Origin of the sequence: Eubacterium sp. AM46-8 (genome assembly GCF_003466705.1) — a bacterium.
GTDB lineage: Bacteria > Bacillota > Clostridia > Lachnospirales > Lachnospiraceae > Lachnospira.
In genome coordinates this window covers 115,663-137,016 of record NZ_QSEU01000001.1, presented here as the reverse complement: position 1 = coordinate 137,016, position 21,354 = coordinate 115,663, and the positions used below count along the sequence as shown (strand labels likewise).

The window sequence follows — 21,354 nt, the reverse complement described above, 5'->3', positions numbered from 1 at the left end:
GGAATTGCAGGGCGGAAATATAATGATATATATGGACAATGCGGCGACAACTGCCGTCAGAAAAGAAGTGGCTGAAGCAATGCTTCCATATCTTTTGGGAGATTATGGAAACCCGTCAGGTGTGTACAGGTTGTCTGAAAAAGCTAAAAATGCTGTTGAGGAATCAAGAAGTACTATTGCGGATATAATAAATGCTGACAGAAATGAAATATTTTTTACTTCCGGTGGAACAGAAGGGGATAACTGGGCAGTTAAAGCAGAGAGTCTTAAAAGAAAACAGGGACATATAATAGTAAGTTCAATAGAACATCATGCTGTGACCGAATCGGCACTGTGGCTTAAGGATTACGGGATAGATGTCACATTTGCACCAGTTGATGAGCAGGGAATTGTTAAGCTGGAACAGTTAGAAAAAATGATTAGAAATGATACATTTTTAGTGTCAGTTATGCTTGCTAATAATGAAATTGGAACTATCCAGCCGATAGAAAATGTATGTGAAATTGCGCATGAGTATGGTGCAAAGGTTCATTCTGATGCAGTGGCGGCATTTGGACATATTGATGTTGATGTGAAAAAGCTGGGCGTGGATTTCTTAAATGTAAGCGGACATAAGATATGCGGACCAAAAGGCGTAGGATTTCTGTATGTCAGGGGCGGAAAGCCAGAACGGTTCATGCATGGAGGCGGACAGGAGAACGGACTTAGGGCAGGCACTGAAAATGTAGCCGGGATTGCAGGACTTGCAACAGCAGCAAGAATTGCTTATGAAACACTTTGTGACAGGGCAAGGCAGGAAAAGAGAATCAGTGACTATATGATTAAGAGAATACTAAGAGAAATTCCTTATTCAAGGCTTAATGGAAGCAGGGAATGCCGTGTTACAGGTAATATGAATTTCAGCTTTCAGTATGTTAATGGCGGAATGCTTGTTGTAATGCTTAATAAGCAGGGAATATGCGCGTCTGCAGGTTCAGCATGTACATCTAATTCAGGAAAGCCATCACATGTCCTTCTTGCACTTGGACTTGATGAAAAAATAGCAGAAGGTTCACTAAGACTGACAATTAACCATACAATTACACACAGGGAAGCTGATTATGTGGTTGAGTGTATTAAGAAAGATGTTGCCAGACTGCGGGAATTGGCTTAATATTAATATATCAGACAGTTACGGAGGTTAAAATAATATGTGGTACGAAGAAGCGGTGTTTTATCAGGTATTTCCACTTGGATTTTGTGATGGATTAAGAGACAACGACGGGGTGATGAACAGATGCATATCAGAATTTGCAGACTGGATACCGCATTTGCAGAAGTTAGGAACTGATGCGGTGTATTTTTCTCCAATTTTTGAGAGCGATTATCATGGCTATGATACAAGGGATTACCGTGTGATAGATAAAAGAATAGGAACTAATAAGAATTTTGCAGAGCTTGTGTCAAAGCTGCATGAGGCAGGAATAAAGGTAGTCATTGACGGTGTGTTTAATCATGTCGGAAGGGGCTTCTTTGCATTTAAGGATGTATGTGAGAAAAAATGGGATTCTGCCTATAAGGACTGGTTTAACATCAGCTTTGATGGCAATTCACCATATAATGACGGCTTCTGGTATGAGGGCTGGGAAGGATATTACAATCTTGTGAAGCTCAATCTGAATAATCCTGATGTGGTTAATTATCTTATTGAGTCAGTGCGCGGCTGGGTTAATGAATTTGATATTGATGGAATCAGACTTGATGTTGCGTACTGTCTTAACAGGGATTTTATGAAGCGTTTAAGATACGAGACAGACAGGATGAAGCAGGAGTTTTTCCTTGTAGGAGAAATGCTTCATGGCGATTACAACACAATTGTGGGTAATGAGTGCCTTCACAGTGCAACTAATTATGAGTGTTATAAGGGGCTGTATTCAAGCTTTAATTCAATGAATATGTTTGAGATTGCACACAGCATAGAAAGACAGTTTGGAAAAGAACCATGGTGTCTGTATACAGGAAAACATCTACTTACATTTGTTGATAACCATGATGTTTCAAGGATTGCCAGCACACTTACCAATAAAGCACATCTGCCACTTATATATGCACTTATGTTCGGTATGCCGGGAATTCCATGTATATATTATGGAAGTGAATGGGGATGCGAGGCCGTTAAGGGCAGCGGCAATGACAATATCCTGCGTCCGGCGTTTGATAAGCCAGAATACAACGAGCTGACTGATACAATAAGTTCATTAGGACAAATGTATCATAACAGCAGGGCTTTAAGCTATGGTGATTACACAAAGAAAGTGCTTACAAACAGACAATATGTATTCAAAAGGGAAGCAGATGGAGAAAAAGTGCTTGTTGCAATTAATGCAGATGAGAATGAGTACACAGCGTACTTTGATACAGAATGTGCAGATGCACTTAATCTTATAACAGGTAAGAAGGAAGACTTATCTGGAAAAATAGTTCTTCCACCTTACAGCTTCAGATTTTACAGATGTATGTAGAAGGTGCAGATAAGATACATGTATATAAAATAAGCCTGAGCTCATCATAATCTGATGAACTCAGGTTTTCTTTCATTAAATATTGTGTAGTAATTAAACCCTGCGTTCTTAAGCATATCTGCCACGACATCAAATCTGTAAGCAAAAAACTTAACTTCGTGTGCATCAGAACCTACAGTGATTATCTCTCCTCCGAGGTCGTGATAGATTTTAACAATATCAAGGCATGGATTAGGTTCATGCATTCCGTATTTAAGACCGGCAGTGTTGATCTCAATTCCTTTTCCTTGCTCAATGATTGTTTTAAGAATTATGCAGATTAAATCGTTAAAATCGTGCCAGTTATATGTGTAAGAATCGGCAGGTATATATCTTGCAATATAATCAAGATGACCATACACATCAAAGTTGTGACAGCAGCCAAGATTATCAAGAATACTTTCGTAATAAGTTAAAACAGTATCCTTTGCAGAACGTTTCTCCCAAAACTCAGGGTAGTAGGGATCTTCTCCATATACAAGATGTGACGAGCCTATTATGAAATCAAGCTGCTTTTCAGAATCATAAGCATTAACTCTGTCAGCGACGCTTCTCATAAGTCCCTGTTCAACACCTATGTGAATATTGATTTTATCTTTGTATGATTCTTTCAGATTCTGGAAATACTTAATGTATTCCGGAAAATCAAGGTCAAACATGACTTTTCCATCTTCTAAAGGAGCATCAAAGTCATTATGGTCGGTAAAACAGATGTGTTTAAATCCCAGTGAAATAGCATTGTTAACAACATTTACAGGGTTCTCCTCTGAATCAGAAGAGAACATAGTATGTATATGTGAATCTGATAACAGCATAGTAATGTCCTCCATCAAATATTAGTCATATGCTTAAATGTCAATATACATTATACATAAACATAATTAATCCGCAATTGATATTTTTGATGTTTATGTAGAACATGTAAACTAATGTAAAATATAGGTAATTTTTCCTTGAAAATGATTATTAGTATTGATATTATTAAAAAGACAGCGTATAAATTCTGATTATGTGAATGCGCATAGATGTAGAAGTACCAACTACGCTGTCCGACCTTGACTTTTATGCGCAGATAGGAGCTTTAGTGAGTTTTGAATTGATACACATTGTGATTATTCTTCTCGGAGGAATAGCGCTTTTCCTTTTTGGAATGCAGCTTATGGGAGATGGATTAAAGAAAGTGGCTGGTGGCAAACTGGAAGTTATTCTGTATAGATTAAGTAATACACCTCTTAAGGGAGTACTGCTTGGTACAGGTGTTACGGCAATTATCCAGTCATCGTCGGCAACTTCTGTTATGGTTGTTGGTTTTGTTAATGCCGGTATGATTAAAATGAAACAGGCTATCGGTATTATTATGGGAGCAATTATTGGTACATCTGTTACAGGATGGGTGTTATGTCTTTCAGATATCAGTGGTGGTGCCGGATGGGTAGACTTACTTTCAACAGAGGTTCTTGCTGCTGTTATTGGTGTTATCGGAATCATGTTCAGGATGTTCTGTAAGAACCCTACAAAAAAGCATATAGGTGATATTATGATAGGTTTCTGTATTCTTATGGTAGGAATGCAGAACATGAGTGCAGCAGTTGCACCATTAAGATCTGAGCCGGCATTTATTGATATGCTGACTAAGTTTTCTAATCCATTTATAGGAATACTTATAGGACTTTTGGTTACTGCCGTTTTGCAGAGTGCATCTGCTACAGTTGGTATTCTTCAGGCTTTATCAGTTACAGGAGCTATTTCATTTTCAGTAGCACTGCCTATTATAATGGGTATTGCTGTCGGAGCTGCCATGCCTGTTATCATTTCTTCATTTGGTGCGACTACAGATGGTAAGAGAACAGCATTTGTATATCTTCTTGTTGATGCACTTGGTGCTTTAATATGGGCAGTAGTATTTTATAGTGTTAATCATTTTGTGCATTTTTCATTTATGGACAGAACGATGACAACTGTTTCGATAGCATTTGTGAACTCATTATTCAGAGTTGCAACAGTTGCTGTACTGTTTCCATTCATCAGATTCCTTGAAAAGATGGTATGTGCAATCTTCAAGGAGGTTGTTGATGAGGAAGATAAAGATATTGTTGAAATCAGTGTACTTGATGACAGATTTATTGCTCATCCTACAGTTGCTATTGAACAGGCTAAGAAAGTTCTTTGTTCAATGGCACATATGGCACAGAAAAATCTTATTCGTTCCATGGAACTGCTCGATACATTTTCGCAGATAAAATACGACAAGATTCAGAGAAGAGAAGATAAGGTTGACAGATATGAGGATAAGCTTGGAACTTATCTTGTAAAGATTACACAGCAGGAGCTTACTCCTGGACAGAATAAGGAGGTTTCAAAGCTCCTCCATACAATTTCTGATTTTGAGAGAATAAGTGACCATGCTGTTAACATATCACAGGCAGCAGCAGAACTGTTTAATGAAAAGCTTAGGTTTTCTGATTGTGCTGTTGAAGATGTTGAACTGATGTCATTAATTATGAAAGAAATAGTTGGAAATGTAATAGATGCATTTGAACAGAACAAGGTTGAATATGCCTATAAGACAGAGCCGTTAGAAGAACTCGTTGACATATATTGTGATGAAATGAAGATGAATCATGTCAAGCGTGTCCAGAAAGGTGAATGTACACTTCATCAGGGCTTTATATTTAATGACCTTCTTACAGATTTCGAGAGAATTGCTGACCATTGTTCTAACGTGGCAGTTGCGATTATTGAGCTTGAGTTAAATGTGTTTGATACACATGAGTATCTTATTAATCTCAAGAAAGATAATGGAACTAATTTTGATAAATATTTTGAGGAATACAAAGAAATGTTTCCTTTAAGCCAGTATTAAGCAGAGATTAGTGTTAAGTAAACAATATTGGATACAGAATTTGTTAAGATTTCGTCAAAATGACTAATTGATAATGAGTTATTATTGAAAAAAGTGCAAAAATGTAAAAATTGGGAAGAAAGCCTTGATATTTTGCTTCTTCTTATGTAAAATACACGGTAGTTGAAATTTTAACAAACTATGTTATAAAAATTCATTTTAGGAGGAATTGTTTTTATGTCAGTAAAAGTTGCAATCAATGGTTTTGGTCGTATCGGTAGACTTGCATTCAGACAGATGTTTGGTGCAGAAGGATATGAGGTAGTTGCTATTAACGATTTAACAAGCCCTAAGATGCTTGCTCATCTTTTAAAGTATGACTCATCACAGGGAAGATATGTTAACTTCGGTGAGGAAGATCAGGTAACAGCTGATGATGAGGCTGGTACAATCACAGTTAAAGGCAAGACTATCAAGATTTACAAAGAGCCAGATGCTAATAACTGCCCATGGGGAGAGATTGGCGTTGATGTAGTTCTTGAGTGTTCAGGATTCTATACATCTAAGGCTAAGGCACAGGCTCATATTAATGCAGGTGCTAAGAAGGTAGTTATCTCAGCTCCAGCTGGAAACGACCTTAAGACTATCGTTTACAATGTAAACCATGAGACACTTACAGCAGATGATCAGATTATCTCAGCTGCTTCTTGTACAACAAACTGCTTAGCTCCTATGGCTAAGGCACTTAACGATTGTGCAACAATCGAGTCAGGTATTATGTGTACAATTCATGCTTACACAGGTGATCAGATGATTCTTGATGGACCACAGAGAAAGGGTGATTTAAGAAGATCTAGAGCAGGTGCTTGCAACATCGTTCCTAACTCAACAGGTGCTGCTAAGGCTATTGGTCTTGTTATCCCAGAACTTAACGGAAAGCTTATTGGAGCTGCTCAGAGAGTTCCAACACCTACAGGTTCTACAACAATTCTTAATGCTGTAGTTGCTAAGAAGGTTACAGTTGATGAAGTTAATGCTGCAATGAAGGCTGCTGCAACAGAGTCATTCGGTTACAATACAGAGCAGATTGTATCTAGCGATATCGTTGGTATGAGATTTGGTTCATTATTTGATGCTACTCAGACAATGGTTAATGAACTTCCAAACGGTGGCTGCCAGGTTCAGGTTGTTTCTTGGTATGATAATGAGAACTCATACACAAGCCAGATGGTTAGAACAATTAAGTACTTCGCTGAATTAAACTAATCATTTAGATTGTTTTTGCCGGAGAATGGTATGACTATTCTCCGGTTTTTTATAAAGCTGTATATGTAGCTATTTTATGTATTATATGGAGGATATTAATATGCTTAATAAAAAGTCTATTGATGATATCAATGTAAAGGGCAAAAGAGTATTATGCAGATGCGATTTTAATGTACCTTTAGATGGAAGCAGAATTACAGATGAAACAAGACTTGTAGCTGCTCTTCCAACAATCAAGAAGCTTATTGCTGATGGAGGAAAGGTTATTCTTTGTTCACATCTTGGAAAGCCAAAGGGACCAGATGCTGCATTTTCTCTTGCTCCAGTTGCAAAGAGACTTTCAGAACTTCTTGGTCAGGAAGTTAAGTTTGCAGCAGATGATACTGTTGTAGGCGATAATGCAAGAGCAGCTGTTGCTGCAATGAATGATGGAGATGTTATTCTTCTTGAAAATACAAGATTCAGACCAGAAGAGACTAAGAATGGTGAAGCATTTTCTAAGGATTTAGCTTCTATTGCAGATGTATTTGTTAATGATGCATTTGGTACAGCTCACAGAGCGCATTGTTCTAACGTAGGTGTTACACAGTATGTTGATACAGCTGTTGTTGGATACCTTATGCAGAAGGAAATTGATTTCCTTGGAAATGCAGTTAATAATCCTGTAAGACCTTTCGTTGCAATTCTTGGTGGTTCAAAGGTTTCTTCTAAGATTTCAGTTATCAATAATCTTCTTGATAAGGTTGACACACTTATTATCGGTGGTGGTATGTCTTATACATTCCAGAAAGCACATGGTGGTAATGTAGGTCAGTCATTAGTAGAGGATGATTATCTTGATTATGCTAAGGATATGATGAAGAAGGCTGAAGAAAAGGGTGTTAAAATGCTTATTCCTATCGATACAGTTGTTTCTAAGGAATTCAGCAATGATGCTCCTTCACATGTTGTAGAAGCAGGACATCAGGCAGATGACGACATGGGTATGGATATTGGACCTAAGACATGTGAACTTTACAAGGAAGCTTTAAAGGATGCTAAGACTGTAGTATGGAATGGACCAATGGGAGTATTTGAATTCCCTAATTTCGCAGCAGGAACAATTGCTGTTGCAGAAGAACTTGCACAGCTTAAAGATGCTACAACAATCATTGGTGGTGGTGATTCAGCAGCTGCTGTTAACAACTTAGGATTTGGAGATAAGATGACACACATCTCTACAGGTGGTGGAGCATCTCTTGAATTCCTTGAAGGTAAGGAACTTCCAGGTGTAGTTGCAGCTAACGATAAGTAATTAATTTTACTGACATAGTTATATAATAATATTTTCATCCAGGCCTTATTTTATTAAGTAAGGCCTGGATTTTGTTATTTATTTCACAATCTATACTTGAAATATGTACCAAAGTATGCTATTATTTATTTTACTAGGATAGTTATATCGGAATAATTTAATAGGATTGTCCATATATATGTTATTATGGATTATTTCCTGTGGGGAGGCGTAGAATGAGAAGAAAAGTAATAGCAGGCAATTGGAAGATGAATATGACACCAAGCCAGGCAGTTAAGCTTGTTACTGAATTGAAACCGAATGTTAATAATCCGGATGTTGATGTTGTGTTCTGTGTGCCATCAATTGACATAGTACCTGTAGTGGAGGCAGTGAAAGGATCTAATATACATATTGGAGCAGAGAATGTATATTATCAGGAGAAAGGAGCATTTACCGGTGAATTATCGCCAGAGATGCTTGTTGATGCGGGGGTAAGCCATGTTATCATAGGACATTCAGAAAGAAGAATGTACTTTAACGAAAGCAATACAGTTCTTAATCTTAAGCTTCATAAAGCTCTTGAACATGACATTATCCCAATTCTTTGTTGTGGAGAGACACTTGAACAGAGAGAAAAAGGGATTACGCTTGATTTCATTAAAGAACAGATAGTAGAAGCATATGTTGGTGTTACTAAAGATCAGGTGCTTCATACAATAGTTGCTTATGAGCCAATCTGGGCTATTGGAACAGGAAAGGTTGCAACTACAGCGCAGGCACAGGAAGTATGCGGATTTATAAGAACTGTATTCGAAGAGTTATATGATAAAGAAACAGCGGATCAGATAAGGATTCTTTATGGAGGAAGTGTTAATGCTTCTAATGCAGCAGAGCTTTTTGCCCAGCCTGATATTGATGGTGGACTGGTTGGAGGTGCAAGTCTCAAGCCGGATTTTGCGGATATAGTTAATTATAATAAGTAAATAAGCATGAAAAGACCTTGTTTTGATGATAATATTCAAGACAAGGTCTTTGATTTTTTTTATAAATGTGCTATCATGCTATAGGCAATTAATTAGAATACATTTAAAGGAGAATCACATTATGAGTAAAAAACCAGTAGTTTTAATGGTGCTTGATGGTTATGGTTTAAATGATAGAACAGAGGGTAATGCTATTGCTATGGCTAACACTCCTGTTATGGATAAGCTTATGAAGGAATGCCCATTCCAGAAGGGATATGCTTCAGGACTTGCTGTTGGTCTTCCAGACGGACAGATGGGTAATTCAGAAGTTGGTCATATGAATATTGGTGCTGGTAGAATTATTTATCAGGATCTTACAAGAATTACTAAGGATATTGAAGATGGTACATTCTTTAAGAACGAAGAATTACTTGAGGCAATGGAGAACTGCAAGAAGAATGATTCGGATCTTCACCTTTTCGGACTTTTATCAGATGGTGGTGTTCACAGTCATTTAAGCCATGTATATGGACTTTTAGAGATGGCAAAGCAGCAGGGAGTGTCTAAAGTATATGTTCATGCGTTCCTCGACGGGAGAGATACACCTCCAGCTTCAGCTAAGGGATTTGTTGAGACACTTGAGAATAAGATGGCAGAAATAGGAGTTGGTAAGGTCGCATCTTTATCAGGCCGTTACTATGCAATGGACAGAGATAATAACTGGGATAGAGTAGAAAAGGCTTATGATTCACTTGTAACAGGTGATGGCATTAAGGCCGAGTCAGCTACACAGGCACTTCAGGAGTCATATGATAATGGTAAGACAGATGAATTCGTTGAGCCAACAGTTATCTGTAAAGATGGTCAGCCACTTTCATTAGTTAAGGCTAATGATTCTGTTATATTCTTTAACTTCCGTCCAGACCGTGCAAGAGAGATGACAAGAGCGTTCTGCGATGATAAGTTTACAGGATTTGAAAGAAAGACAGGATTTATTCCATTAACATTTGTATGTTTCAAGGATTATGATGAATCAATCCCTAACAAGAAGGTTGCATTCAAGAAAGAGATTATTAAGAACACATTTGGTGAATTCCTCGCTAATCATGGAAAGAAGCAGTTAAGACTTGCTGAGACAGAGAAATATGCACATGTTACATTCTTCTTTAATGGTGGTGTTGAAGACCCTAATGTTGATGAGTTCAGATTACTCGTTAACTCACCTAAGGATGTTGCAACATATGACTTAAAGCCAGAGATGAGTGCTCCGGAAGTAGGTATGGACTTAGTTGAGGCTATAAAGTCTGACAAATATGATGTTATTATTATCAACTTCGCTAATCCTGATATGGTTGGACATACAGGCGTTATTCCAGCTGCAATCAAGGCTGTAGAGAAGGTTGATGAGCTTGTTGGAAAGGCTGTAGATGCAGTAAAGGATGTTGACGGAGTTCTCTTCATCTGCGCAGACCACGGAAATGCTGAGAAGATGATTGATTACGAAACAGGAGCTCCACATACAGCACATACAACTAACCCTGTTCCATTCATTCTTGTTAATTATGATGAGAATTATACACTTCGTGAGGGTGGAAGATTATGCGATATTGCTCCTACACTTATTGAAATTATGGGACTTGAGAAACCGGTTGAGATGACAGGCGAGTCTCTTCTTGTGAAGAAGAATTAATCAAAGGGTTGAAATTAATTTGTTGATTTTTCTTGCACAAAATGTTTATTTGTGATAGAATGACCTATGTTGCCGTATTGGCATAATTATGTAATAAAAAGCGCATGATGCGCAGGAATGAGGATGGTATGAATAAGATAATTCCATTGTTTCATATGTCTGTCGGAGATGTATTAAGAATTGGTTTAATGGGAGTATTTGTAGTAATTTGTATAGCTTTAGCAATAATAATTCTTATGCAGGAAAGTAAGCAGAACGGATTGTCAGGAACAATTAGTGGTGCTGCTGATTCATACTGGGGTAAGAACAAGGGCCGTTCAATGGAAGGCAAGCTTGTTAAGATAACCAAGATTCTTGTAATTCTTTTTGTTGTTATAGCAGTTATACTTAATTTTAATTTCTAAATTACGGACACTCTTAAGAAACGGATAATTTCTTAAGAGTGTTTTTGCTTTTACGAGCAATCTGGTAGAATCTGTATATTTAATGGTTAGAAAGGGATATAAGGGATATGGAGAAGGATATATTTAAACAGCGAAGACAGATGCTTGCTGATATGATTCTTAATAATGAACTGTATGTTCCAATGAAAGCTAAAGAAATCGCTATGCTTCTCGATATTCCTAAAGCTAAGCGTTCAGAGCTTATGGAAGTGCTTGACAGTCTTGTTGCAGATGGAACAATAGGTGTATCAAAGAAGGGTAAGTATATGAAGCCTGAAAATGTAGCACTTGTTGGAACATTTGAAAGCACAAGCAGAGGTTTTGGTTTTGTAGTAATACCTGACAGGGAAGATGATATATTTGTCAAGGCTAATGACACGATGAATGCTTTCTATCATGATAAGGTCAAGGTTGTGATAACTACTGAGAAGAATGGCGGTAAGAGGGCTGAAGGTAAGATTGTTGCCATTCTTGAGCATGAGGTTAAGGAAGTTGTCGGAACATTCCAGAAGAACAGAACGTATGGTTTTGTTATTCCTGATAATGCCAAGATTAACTGTGATATATTTATACCGCAGGAATTCATGAATGGAGCGGTTGAAGGTTCTAAGGTAGTTGCTTCTATAAGTGATTACGGCAGCCAGAGTAAGAATCCACAGGGAAAGGTTACAGAAGTACTTGGACATATAGATGATCCGGGCGTGGACATAATGTCTATCATCAAGGCATATGATTTACCAGTGGAGTTCCCTGAATCAGTTAAGAAGGTACTTAATGATATTCCTGATATTGTCAGTGAGAAGGATAAGGCTGGAAGAGTTGATTTAAGAAATGTGCAGATGGTTACTATAGATGGTGAGGATGCGAAGGATTTAGATGATGCTGTATCTATCTCGAAAGAAGGTCCTGTATATCATCTGGGTGTTCACATTGCAGATGTAAGCCATTATGTTACAGAGGGAAGCGCACTTGATAAAGAAGCACTTAAGAGAGGTACAAGCGTTTATCTTGTAGACCGTGTTATTCCTATGATTCCGCACAAGCTGTCTAACGGTATATGCTCACTTAATCAGGGTGAGGACAGGCTTGCACTAAGCTGCCTTATGGATATTGATGAAAAAGGCAATATTGTAGGACACAGAATATGTGAAACTGTTATTAATGTAGACAGAAGGATGAGCTATACAAGTGTAAAAAAGATTCTTGTAGATAATGATACTAATGAAATTATGAAGTATAAAGAGCTTGTTCCAATGTTTCATATGATGGAGGAGGCTGCGGAGCTTCTTAGAAAGAAGAGATTTGCAAGAGGTTCGGTTGATTTTGATTTCCCTGAAAGTAAGATTATACTTGACGAGAATGGCCACCCGACTGATATTAAGCCGTATGACAGAAATGTAGCAACTAAGATTATTGAGGATTTCATGCTTGCTGCTAATGAGACTGTTGCAGAGGATTATTTCTGGCAGGATATGCCATTTCTATATAGAACTCATGAGAATCCTGATCCAGAGAAAATGCGTAAGTTAGCCACGTTTATTAATAACTTCGGTTATACATTAAGACTTACTGATGATTTAAGACCTAAGGAGATTCAGAAGCTTCTTTCAGAGATAGAAGGTTCTGACGCTGAGAATCTTATAAGCAGACTGACACTCCGCTCTATGAAGAAGGCAAAGTATACTACTGAATGTGTAGGACATTTTGGACTTGCTGCCAAGTATTACTGTCATTTCACATCGCCTATCAGAAGATATCCTGATCTCCAGATTCACAGAATTATCAAGGAGAATCTTCACGGAGGTTTAAGTCCTAAGAGAGCTGACCATTATGATGCAATATTACCGGATGTTGCTGTCCAGACAAGTGCAATGGAGCGACGCGCGGCAGACGCTGAAAGAGATACAGACAAGCTTAAGATGGCTGAGTATATGGAACAGTTTGTCGGAGAAACATTTGACGGAGTTGTTTCGGGTGTTACCGCGTGGGGCGTATATGTTGAACTTCCAAACACTATCGAGGGCATGGTTTCTGTCAATAATATGAAGGGCTTCTATACATTTGACGAGGAACACTATGAGATGATAGGAGAACTTGGAAACAGAAGTTATAAGCTTGGACAGAAGGTTAAGGTTGTGGTTATAGGCACCGATAAGATACTAAGAACAATTGATTTTGCATTTGCATAGAATAGAATGGAGACTGACATGGCATCAAAAACAAGCGCATCAGGAAACAGACTTATAGCGAACAATAAGAAAGCTTATTTTGATTATTTTATAGAAGAAAAATACGAGGCAGGTATGGTACTTCACGGCACTGAGGTTAAATCAATCAGAGCAGGTAAGTGCTCAATTAAGGAATCTTACATTAAGATTGAGAATGGTGAAGTGTATGTATTAGGTATGAATATTACACCATATGAGAAGGGAAACATATTCAATAAAGACCCTTTAAGACCTAAGAAGTTGCTTCTTCACAAGAATCAGATTAATAAGCTTACAGGTGAACTTACAATTAAAGGATACACACTTGTTCCGCTTCAGGTATATCTGAAAGAGGGAAAGGTGAAGATGGAAATAGGTCTTGGAAAAGGTAAGAAGAACTTTGACAAGAGAGATTCTATTGCAAAGAAAGACCAGATAAGAGATGCACAGAAGGAATTCAAGAACAAGAATCTCAGATTTTAGAAATATTTTATCAGTTTTGAATCACAAGTTCATTGACTTGGCATTATGCCAATGTTAATATAAATAAGCAGGTGAAACTGCTTACACACGGGCTAGTAAAGGTTTCGACGGGGATCTTGAAGCTGGTGAAGCTATCCGCAGGAAAGCGTCAAATTCCAAACTTAAATATAAACGCTAACGATAATTTAGCATACGCTGCCTAATTGCAGCAGTCTGACTTAAAGCACCTACACTTTAAGACCCAGGCTTCGAACATGTAGGAAACGACAGTATCAAAGCTTTGAGGTGCTGGTCGTATCATGAAGCTACTAAAGGTACAAGGGTGTTGATTCCCGTGCACCGGAGGGAATGTCAAATAATCAACTATGATAGTAGAAGAACAGGGAATGGGTTTTCGGACAGGGGTTCGACTCCCCTCTGGTCCATAGGGAAAAGGGAGTGAGGAAGCGTGAGCTTCTTCGCTCCCTTTTTCCTATGGACCAGAGGAAGTCTTATTAATGGATAAAACATGGCGTAGCCGGGTTTTTGGACAGGGGCGCACGAGGTCCGGTGGACCTCGCTTTGCGCCGACCGGAGCGGAGCGAAGAATTCGACTCCCCTCTGGTCCATTTTTGATGCAAAATCCGAACTCTTTGAGTTCGGATTTTGTGCGTTAAGCATCTTATTAATTAATAATTCAGATGTTCTTTTATTAATATCCATATCCGTACAGATTTTTTGAAGTGGATGACCTTATATGTAACACGCTTGGTGGAATGTTAGGATTTGTTATGACACCTGTATTCGTATTCATGCTTCCTAAGCATGAGAGAATGGATGAGATTGCATATAAAAGAGGGCAGGTCGTTTCGGAATTCAGAAGAGCGGTTGCGTGGATTATTGACATTGTGGTTATAATATTTGATGGAGAGTGATGTAATTGCTTTTATAATGTCTGGAAAAATGCCATTCATGCCTTCCCAGAATTCATTTTCAATATTTGTCATAGTAATCCCCTTTGATTAGCTAATTAAAAGTTACGAACAAAAACTACATTAATTATAACTCAGTATACGGGCAAAAGTATACAAAAATAATTGAATTAAAAACATGAATATTATACAATCATTATAGCAATAGTAAAGATAAATTTACAGGGGAACGTGGAATGAGATTATTATCGGATATAGTGGAGTCAATCAGGCAGGTATGCAGATATGAGAAAACTGTCAGAGTAGATACCAAGGCACTTCAAAGTGTCATGATGATATTTGTATTAGTTATGTTGCTGATTGACATAGAGAATTTTAAGCTTGGTAAATATATTATCGGTGGTGTGACACTGGCAGTTGCAGTTATGAGTATAGTGCTTGTAATTGTATTAAAATACATTAAAAATGTATACAGGATATGTCAGGCTGCTGTTGTAGTATTTTTTATATTGGCAGTTATTATATCAATTGAAGGAACTAATGATGGCTTTTCACTATTATGGTTTTTATTACTGCCAGTCATAACACTTGTGCTTTTAGGCATGCCATTTGGTGCACCGGTGTGTATATTTTTTGGTTTGTATATTACGGTGTTATTCTGGACTCCTCTTAATAATATGCTTATATATAATTACACAAGGGATTATTTATTCTATTATCCGATTTTTTACTGGGGTTTCTGTCTTCTTGTAGTTGCCATGGATATTTTCTATAAGCTGTATCAGATAAGACAGGCGGACAATGAGAAAAATCTTGAAGCAGAAGTACTTGAAGCTGTAGAGGGGACTAAGAAACTTATGATTGATGCTGTTACAGCAATAAGCCAGATGCTTGATGAAAAGGATGTATATACACAGGAACATTCAAAGAGGGCTGCAGAGTATTCCAAGCTTATCGCAAAGAACCTGAAGGCGCATGAATTCACAGACGAAGAGATTTCACTGATATATAGAAGTGCCTTTCTGCATGATATTGGCAAGATTGCAGTTCCAGATGCGGTACTTAACAAACCTGCAAAGCTTACAGATGAGGAGTATGGAATAATGAAGAATCATACAGTCTGGGGCGGTCAGATATTATCTGGTCTGGAATTTCTTCCACAGGCAGATATGGGGGCTGTGTACCATCATGAAAGATATGATGGTAAGGGCTATCCATATGGAATTAAGGGAGAAGAACTTCCATGGATGGTAAGAATAATCAGTGCAGCAGATTCACTTGATGCGATGAATTCTAACAGATGTTACAGAAAGCATTGTGATAAGGATTATATTATTGGTGAATTTGAGAAGGGCGCTGGAACACAGTTTGATAAATCTGTTGCAGAAACTGTAATTACATTGATTGAGGAAGGCAGGATAGTAATATAGATATGTCAGAGAATACCAGAGTAGTATCACGAATAAAGCATATATGGGAAGTGATAGTGTGTCCATATGAAGATAAAAGCCTTGCATTCTGGATTAAGGTTGTATTTGAATTTATATGGGCTATCAGTATTCCTAATGGAATTGTCTATGGGGCACCAGATGATTATATAATAGCATTAATTATAATGGTCACAGTTCTTTTTATTAATATAATGGTTTCAAGATTTTATTACAGAACATGGATAGATGCGATAGTGTGCATAATTCTAAGCATACCAGTATTTTATGTGTATTATCATGCGAGTATCGGATATTTCAGCGTAATGTTTTCCATGATATTTGCATGTGGAATTGTATTCGTGCTTGGAATACGTAACAGCATTGTGCTTAATTTTGTATTTTTAATTATGGTAATTGTGTGTTTCAGGCTCAATGTTGATATGTCAGCCAAGTTTATATACGGCGATAATATAACGCTTCGTTTTCCATATCTGTTTATATGTTTCGTTCTTATATCATACTGCCTTATGTATATTATCCAGCGTTACTGGGTTGAAAAAAGAAAGAGAAACCAGATACTTGAGGAACGTGTGCATGATGAGAGGAAAAAGCTTGAATCTATGTCAATGAAGGTTATCGATACAATGTCCAAAGCTCTGGCAGCCAAGATACCGGGAGAAGAGGAGCACTGTAATAATGTGGCAGAGTATTCAAGGAGTATTGCACAGAGAATGAATCTTGATAAGAAATCATGTGATGATGCTTATAAGGCAGGATTACTGCATGAGATTGGAATGATTGGCATACCGGATGCACTTATTAACAGGGTTGATCTTACAGATGACGAGTATGAGATTTTTAAGACCTATGTCAGTAAGGGGTATCAGATTATTAATATGTTACAGACAGATGAATCACAAGGAATTGCACAAGCAGTCAGATATCACCGCGAGAATTATGACGGAAGTGGTTTTAATGAGGGTATAAGTGGCGATGATATTCCATTGCTTGCACGTATTGTTGCAATAGCTGATTATGCTGACCGACACATAGGCAGGAATGAAGACATATCCGATATCAGGGACAATATTGAAAGGATGGCAGATACAGTATTTGATCCGATTTGTGCCAGTATTATGGTTGAAATACTCAGCTAAGGCAGGTATGTCTGATAAGTTAATTATGGTTTTATCTGTTGATATATTATTCACCTGTTGATAATGGAATAATAGCGGTATAATATGAATAACTGGTGATGAATCTGTGAAAAAAGTTTGAACCGTGGAGATTAATATATAACAATGAGTGAATTGAATATAATAGAAATAGAGCATGGAATATCTTATATCACACCATCGGAATCGCCGTTGTCGTCTAATGTTGTGGTAATTGAGGGAAGTGATGATATATGGCTTTATGATGTCGGAAATCATCCCGATGTTATAGAACATTTAAAAGAGATTAATTGTGATGGTAAAAATATTAATATTGTATTGTCACATTTTTATCTTGACCATATTGGCAATCTGGATAAAATATGCGGATTATGGAAGAATGATGAATCGCAGGATAAAGGACATCCACAGATAAAAGACAGGATAAAAATTTATCAAGGGAAATATACTTATAAGCACACTAATAAAGGTGAAATTGTATCTGATGATATGTATATTGATGCTGGTTTTCATAAGTTTCATATATTTCAGCTTCCGTCATGTCACTCAAAAGGAAGTGTAGCAATGGAAGTAGACGGGAGATATTGCTTCCTTGGAGATGCATTGTATCCGGCAACTAAGGGTCCAGTAAGAGAATATAATAAAAGCCTTTTAAAAGAAGAGATTAATGCGCTTGAAAAGATAAAAGCACCATATTTTATGCTTAGTCATAAAGAGCCATTTGCACGACCTAAAAATGTAGTGATGGCGTGGATAGAGAAGATATATAAGGGGTTGTGATGAGGATAAGAAAGTACAAGTGGACTATGCTCATTATAAGTGGAATAATTGCGGGCATAGTATTTACAGGTTGTGTGTGGCCTGTATCTGAGGCAGAAGAGGATAATTCAATTAATTATAAATCAATATTTATTGAAAAGCTGAATGCTCATTGGAAATTACAGATTCCAGAATTACAGGATGGCAGCGATACGAAAATTAAAGAAGTAGGAAAAGGAACAGGTATTTCGTTTGACAATTATTCAAGTGAATATTTTTATTATGACGATTCAGATAGTGCATTTGTATTTAATACACCAGTCAGTGCCCCCAAAACTGTTAACACAAAATATGCACGTTCTGAATTGCGGGAAATGATGGGAGACGATAAAACAGTGAACTGGGACTGGAATGGCAGACATTGTCTTGATGTTGAAGAGGCAGTGACAAAAATTCCAGCAAATGGCAGAGTGATGGTATGTCAGGTGCATGGGATATATCCAAATGGTGATAATGGACCAGTTCCTTTGAAGGTAATATATGAGGGAAACAAAAAACGGCTTGCTATTACTTATAAAGCACATCCTCAATCATATGAAGACCAGAAAATATATTATTTTGACGAAGTAGAGCTGAACCAGAAATTCACAATATCTATACAGATAATTGATGGTACAGGTTATGTTTCAATTAGTAGTAATGGAATATCACAAAAATATGAATATAGTTATAATCCGGTAACAACAGGTTGGATTGATTTTTATAATTATTTTAAAGCTGGAAATTATATTCAGGATTGTGAAGATAATAGTGAGAATGCAGGCTCAACAGTCAAAATGTACAATATAAACGTAACTCATGAATAATCTATATCATGAGTACAGCCATGATTTAACAAAAAATATTGTAATTGAGGTTAAATTGATTTACAATTTATGGTAGTGATTTTAAGGGAGGTTATAGAAATGGATTTTACAACATTACAGAAAGCTATGATTGATGCCATGAAGGCAAGAGATAAGGCGAGAAAGGATTCTATAGCAGTACTTGTATCTGCGGCTAAGAAGCTTGCTATTGATTCGGGCTGTCGTGAAGATATTCCTGATGAGATGGTAGACCAGGCTATATTAAAAGAGATTAAGAGTATCAAGGAACAGATAGATACTTGTCCAGCGGACAGAACTGAGTTATTAGAAGAATATAATGCACGTCTGGCTGTTATGTCAGAGTTTGCACCTAAAATGCTTTCAGAGGATGAGGTAAGAACAATTCTTAATGAGAAGTTTGCAGACGTCATAGCTACTAAGAACAAGGGTCAGATAATGAAAGCTGTCATGTCAGAGCTTAAGGGCAAGGCTGATGGCAAGGTTATCAATGCGGTTGTGGCTGAGATGTGCAAGTAGTTATATTTTAAATGTAAATCTATAGATATATCACAAATTGATTTTTGATTAAATTGCAAAATACGCTAAAGTATTTTGAATCAATGACAATATAAGATATGTAATCAATAATAAATGATTAACATGGGATGCAGCAATTTGAAACAGATTGTTGCATCTTTTTTATTTTATTATAAGTGATTGCCACTTAATACACAAAAGCGTAAAATATATAATATCGTAATATAGGAATATACAACATTTCAGGAGGAGTCAGCTATGAACAGAGCTGTTGTTTATTATTCATTATCAGGAAATACAAAGGAAGCTGCAAAGGTTATTGCAAGAAAGCTGGGAGCAAAAATCTTTGAGATAGATTTAGTTAAGCCATTACCCAAGAATACAGTGAGGCAGATGCTTGTTGGAGGAATGCAGTCAACATTTGGAAGAAGACCTAAGATAAAAGGTGTTCCGGATAACATAGATTATTATGACGAAATTATATTGGGTATGCCAGTATGGGCAGGTATGCCTGCGTCTCCGGTCAACACATTTATAAAAAATTACGGCGTGGCAGATAAAATTGACGCTGTGTTTACATTCAGTGGTGGCGGAGACAATGACAGATGTCTTGCACAGTTGTCAAAAAGCCTTAAGAATTTAAAGAATCAGGATGCGTTAGCAGACCGCAATAGTAATGCTGCAAAGGATAATCAGGAGAAGCTTGAAAAGTTTGTTATGAGTATCAAGTAGAAATGTATGCTATAATGGACATATTGATAAAGTTGATTACAATATAACTGGAGGATACAAGCATGGACGAAAATGTAAAGAAAAGAAATGAAGTACTGGCACAGACTGTGATTAAAGGCTTACAGTCAAGAAACATGTCAGGATATTATGCAGAAGATAAAGAAGCAGCATTAAAGCAGGCTTTGGAGTTAATTGATGAGGAAAGCACGATTGCTATGGGCGGCTGCCACAGTGCGCAGGAGATTGGACTTGTAGAGGCTTTGAAGGAAGACAATTACAATTATATAGACCGTTCAAAGATGACTCCAAGAGAGGGACTTCTGGCTTCATATGACGCTGATGTGTTCTTATCAAGTGCAAATGCAATGACAAGTGATGGAATTCTTGTCAATATTGATGGCAATTCCAACCGTGTTTCATGCATAGCGCAGGGACCAAAGAAGGTAATCTTCATAGTTGGAATGAATAAAGTCTGTTCAGACCTCGATTCGGCAATGAAGCGTGCAAGAAATATAGCTGCACCAACCAATGCACAGAATTTTAATGTCAAGACACCATGCAAGACAACCGGAAAATGTTTTGACTGTAAATCACCAGACACATTATGCTGCCAGTTCCTGATTACAAGATATTCACGTCATGTCGGAAGAATACATGTAATACTTGTAAATGACACACTTGGTTATTAAAAGGAGAAATTATGATTAACAGACTTCATATGGCAATGATTGAATTATATAAAGGAGACGCTAAGAGAATACAGCATTTTTGCAAGGTTCACAGCTATGCAAAGCTGATTGCACAGATGGAAAATGTTGATGAAAAAAGTCTTTTTATAATCGAAACAGCGGCGCTTACACATGATATCGGGATTCATATATGTGAAGAAAAATATGGTGAGTGTGGTGGCAGGCTGCAGGAAAAAGAAGGCCCGGCTATCGCAGCAGAACTTCTTGACAGGCTTGGCTTTGACAGCAAAGTATCAGAAAGAGTGCAGTATCTGATAGGACATCATCATACTTACAACAATATTGACGGCATTGATTATCAGATACTTGTTGAGGCAGATTTCTTAGTTAACATATGCGATGATAATCTTACAAAGGAAGCAGCATTAAAGGCATATAACAGCATTTTTAAGACAGAATGTGGTAAAAAGATATGTCGGGAAATGTTCGGGCTTGAATAATATATTTATCAACAGAGTACACATTTTAAACATATTTATCAGA

At 37.3% G+C, this 21,354-nt stretch carries 20 protein-coding genes and 1 other RNA gene; 20 read left to right on the top strand and 1 reads right to left on the bottom strand.

Features of this window, described 5'->3' with window-relative positions; genetic code table 11:
* Window positions 1–22: 22 nt before the first annotated feature.
* Window positions 23–1,153 (top strand): cysteine desulfurase family protein, encoded by a 1,131-nt coding sequence (locus DW963_RS00700; protein WP_117913463.1) that lies wholly within the window; start codon window positions 23–25, stop codon window positions 1,151–1,153.
* 37 nt (window positions 1,154–1,190) lie between these two features.
* Window positions 1,191–2,501: an alpha-amylase family glycosyl hydrolase gene (locus tag DW963_RS00695; RefSeq protein ID WP_117913462.1), complete on the top strand. Its 1,311-nt coding sequence runs from the start codon at window positions 1,191–1,193 to the stop codon at window positions 2,499–2,501.
* 44 nt (window positions 2,502–2,545) lie between these two features.
* Here DW963_RS00695 and DW963_RS00690 read toward each other — a convergent pair whose 3' ends face one another.
* Window positions 2,546–3,355: a histidinol-phosphatase HisJ family protein gene (locus DW963_RS00690; RefSeq protein ID WP_286168856.1), complete on the bottom strand. Its 810-nt coding sequence runs from the start codon at window positions 3,353–3,355 to the stop codon at window positions 2,546–2,548.
* Window positions 3,356–3,624: 269 nt separating this feature from the next.
* Between DW963_RS00690 and DW963_RS00685 the strand changes: the two genes are divergently transcribed.
* From DW963_RS00685 to DW963_RS00600, 18 genes are all read left to right on the top strand, one after another.
* On the top strand, window positions 3,625–5,403 hold the full coding sequence (locus tag DW963_RS00685; protein ID WP_286168854.1) for a Na/Pi cotransporter family protein: 1,779 nt from the start codon (window positions 3,625–3,627) through the stop codon (window positions 5,401–5,403).
* Between the two features lie 216 nt (window positions 5,404–5,619).
* A complete protein-coding gene (gene gap, locus DW963_RS00680) occupies window positions 5,620–6,648 on the top strand; it encodes a type I glyceraldehyde-3-phosphate dehydrogenase (RefSeq protein WP_012739424.1) in 1,029 nt (342 codons plus the stop codon).
* Between the two features lie 100 nt (window positions 6,649–6,748).
* Complete coding sequence (locus DW963_RS00675) at window positions 6,749–7,942, top strand: phosphoglycerate kinase (protein WP_117913459.1); 1,194 nt, start codon at window positions 6,749–6,751, stop codon at window positions 7,940–7,942.
* A gap of 215 nt (window positions 7,943–8,157) precedes the next feature.
* Window positions 8,158–8,907: a triose-phosphate isomerase gene (gene tpiA / locus DW963_RS00670; protein ID WP_117913458.1), complete on the top strand. Its 750-nt coding sequence runs from the start codon at window positions 8,158–8,160 to the stop codon at window positions 8,905–8,907.
* A 121-nt stretch (window positions 8,908–9,028) separates the two neighbouring features.
* Window positions 9,029–10,579 (top strand): 2,3-bisphosphoglycerate-independent phosphoglycerate mutase, encoded by a 1,551-nt coding sequence (gene gpmI, locus DW963_RS00665; protein WP_012739421.1) that lies wholly within the window; start codon window positions 9,029–9,031, stop codon window positions 10,577–10,579.
* Window positions 10,580–10,707: 128 nt separating this feature from the next.
* Window positions 10,708–10,983: a preprotein translocase subunit SecG gene (gene secG, locus DW963_RS00660; protein WP_022097408.1), complete on the top strand. Its 276-nt coding sequence runs from the start codon at window positions 10,708–10,710 to the stop codon at window positions 10,981–10,983.
* Between the two features lie 107 nt (window positions 10,984–11,090).
* On the top strand, window positions 11,091–13,211 hold the full coding sequence (gene rnr / locus DW963_RS00655) for a ribonuclease R (RefSeq protein WP_117913457.1): 2,121 nt from the start codon (window positions 11,091–11,093) through the stop codon (window positions 13,209–13,211).
* Between the two features lie 18 nt (window positions 13,212–13,229).
* The gene (gene smpB / locus DW963_RS00650) at window positions 13,230–13,712 is read left to right on the top strand and encodes an SsrA-binding protein SmpB (RefSeq protein WP_022097410.1); all 483 of its coding nucleotides are present in this window, start codon (window positions 13,230–13,232) and stop codon (window positions 13,710–13,712) included.
* Window positions 13,713–13,801: 89 nt separating this feature from the next.
* Window positions 13,802–14,140, top strand: a transfer-messenger RNA (tmRNA) gene (gene ssrA, locus DW963_RS00645).
* 294 nt (window positions 14,141–14,434) lie between these two features.
* The gene (locus DW963_RS00640) at window positions 14,435–14,626 is read left to right on the top strand and encodes a hypothetical protein (protein WP_181990423.1); all 192 of its coding nucleotides are present in this window, start codon (window positions 14,435–14,437) and stop codon (window positions 14,624–14,626) included.
* A gap of 233 nt (window positions 14,627–14,859) precedes the next feature.
* Complete coding sequence (locus tag DW963_RS00635) at window positions 14,860–16,053, top strand: HD-GYP domain-containing protein (RefSeq protein WP_117913456.1); 1,194 nt, start codon at window positions 14,860–14,862, stop codon at window positions 16,051–16,053.
* A gap of 2 nt (window positions 16,054–16,055) precedes the next feature.
* Window positions 16,056–17,210 (top strand): HD-GYP domain-containing protein, encoded by a 1,155-nt coding sequence (locus DW963_RS00630; protein WP_117913455.1) that lies wholly within the window; start codon window positions 16,056–16,058, stop codon window positions 17,208–17,210.
* A gap of 144 nt (window positions 17,211–17,354) precedes the next feature.
* A complete protein-coding gene (locus DW963_RS00625; protein WP_117913454.1) occupies window positions 17,355–18,008 on the top strand; it encodes an MBL fold metallo-hydrolase in 654 nt (217 codons plus the stop codon).
* Window positions 18,008–18,853 (top strand): polysaccharide lyase family 7 protein, encoded by an 846-nt coding sequence (locus DW963_RS00620; protein ID WP_055215149.1) that lies wholly within the window; start codon window positions 18,008–18,010, stop codon window positions 18,851–18,853. The genes DW963_RS00625 and DW963_RS00620 overlap by 1 nt, the downstream gene beginning before the upstream one ends.
* Before the next feature lie 99 nt (window positions 18,854–18,952).
* Entirely contained in the window at window positions 18,953–19,390 is a 438-nt protein-coding gene (locus DW963_RS00615; protein WP_117913453.1) for a GatB/YqeY domain-containing protein, read from the top strand.
* Window positions 19,391–19,648: 258 nt separating this feature from the next.
* Window positions 19,649–20,122 (top strand): flavodoxin, encoded by a 474-nt coding sequence (locus DW963_RS00610; protein WP_117913452.1) that lies wholly within the window; start codon window positions 19,649–19,651, stop codon window positions 20,120–20,122.
* A gap of 62 nt (window positions 20,123–20,184) precedes the next feature.
* On the top strand, window positions 20,185–20,811 hold the full coding sequence (locus DW963_RS00605) for a lactate utilization protein (protein ID WP_117913451.1): 627 nt from the start codon (window positions 20,185–20,187) through the stop codon (window positions 20,809–20,811).
* Window positions 20,812–20,822: 11 nt separating this feature from the next.
* Window positions 20,823–21,311 carry an HD domain-containing protein gene (locus DW963_RS00600; protein ID WP_117913450.1) on the top strand — a complete coding sequence of 163 codons (489 nt, stop codon included), beginning with the start codon at window positions 20,823–20,825 and terminating at the stop codon, window positions 21,309–21,311.
* Window positions 21,312–21,354 lie beyond the last annotated feature (43 nt).

Coding starts and splice junctions, on each gene's coding strand:
- DW963_RS00700 (WP_117913463.1), top strand. CDS start 23: ATGATATATATGGACAATGCGGCGACAACTGCCGTCAGAAAAGAAGTG.
- DW963_RS00695 (WP_117913462.1), top strand. CDS start 1,191: ATGTGGTACGAAGAAGCGGTGTTTTATCAGGTATTTCCACTTGGATTT.
- DW963_RS00690 (WP_286168856.1), bottom strand. CDS start 3,355: ATGCTGTTATCAGATTCACATATACATACTATGTTCTCTTCTGATTCA.
- gap (WP_012739424.1), top strand. CDS start 5,620: ATGTCAGTAAAAGTTGCAATCAATGGTTTTGGTCGTATCGGTAGACTT.
- DW963_RS00675 (WP_117913459.1), top strand. CDS start 6,749: ATGCTTAATAAAAAGTCTATTGATGATATCAATGTAAAGGGCAAAAGA.
- tpiA (WP_117913458.1), top strand. CDS start 8,158: ATGAGAAGAAAAGTAATAGCAGGCAATTGGAAGATGAATATGACACCA.
- gpmI (WP_012739421.1), top strand. CDS start 9,029: ATGAGTAAAAAACCAGTAGTTTTAATGGTGCTTGATGGTTATGGTTTA.
- secG (WP_022097408.1), top strand. CDS start 10,708: ATGAATAAGATAATTCCATTGTTTCATATGTCTGTCGGAGATGTATTA.
- rnr (WP_117913457.1), top strand. CDS start 11,091: ATGGAGAAGGATATATTTAAACAGCGAAGACAGATGCTTGCTGATATG.
- smpB (WP_022097410.1), top strand. CDS start 13,230: ATGGCATCAAAAACAAGCGCATCAGGAAACAGACTTATAGCGAACAAT.
- DW963_RS00635 (WP_117913456.1), top strand. CDS start 14,860: ATGAGATTATTATCGGATATAGTGGAGTCAATCAGGCAGGTATGCAGA.
- DW963_RS00630 (WP_117913455.1), top strand. CDS start 16,056: ATGTCAGAGAATACCAGAGTAGTATCACGAATAAAGCATATATGGGAA.
- DW963_RS00625 (WP_117913454.1), top strand. CDS start 17,355: ATGAGTGAATTGAATATAATAGAAATAGAGCATGGAATATCTTATATC.
- DW963_RS00620 (WP_055215149.1), top strand. CDS start 18,008: ATGAGGATAAGAAAGTACAAGTGGACTATGCTCATTATAAGTGGAATA.
- DW963_RS00615 (WP_117913453.1), top strand. CDS start 18,953: ATGGATTTTACAACATTACAGAAAGCTATGATTGATGCCATGAAGGCA.
- DW963_RS00610 (WP_117913452.1), top strand. CDS start 19,649: ATGAACAGAGCTGTTGTTTATTATTCATTATCAGGAAATACAAAGGAA.
- DW963_RS00605 (WP_117913451.1), top strand. CDS start 20,185: ATGGACGAAAATGTAAAGAAAAGAAATGAAGTACTGGCACAGACTGTG.
- DW963_RS00600 (WP_117913450.1), top strand. CDS start 20,823: ATGATTAACAGACTTCATATGGCAATGATTGAATTATATAAAGGAGAC.